General features: G+C 68.9%; 1 protein-coding gene. It reads left to right on the top strand.

Annotated features, from left to right (window positions below; all coding sequences use genetic code 11):
• On the top strand, nucleotides 1-209 hold a 209-nt coding region (locus tag AC0L26_RS32070), incomplete at both ends, for a hypothetical protein (RefSeq protein ID WP_473636095.1).

Below are 209 nucleotides of genomic sequence, written 5' to 3'. Positions count from 1 at the left end.
ACAGGTGCAACGGGTGCGACCGGCGACACCGGTGCGACCGGCGATACCGGAACCACAGGCGCGACCGGCGATACCGGTGCAACTGGTGACACCGGAGCCACTGGCGATACCGGAGCCACAGGCGATACCGGCGCCACTGGCGATACCGGAGCCACAGGCGATACCGGTGCGACCGGCGATACCGGTGCAACGGGCGACACCGGTGCAAC

It is taken from the genome of Mesorhizobium sp. WSM4823 (assembly GCF_055811195.1).
This window is presented reverse-complemented; position numbering and strand designations above follow the sequence as displayed.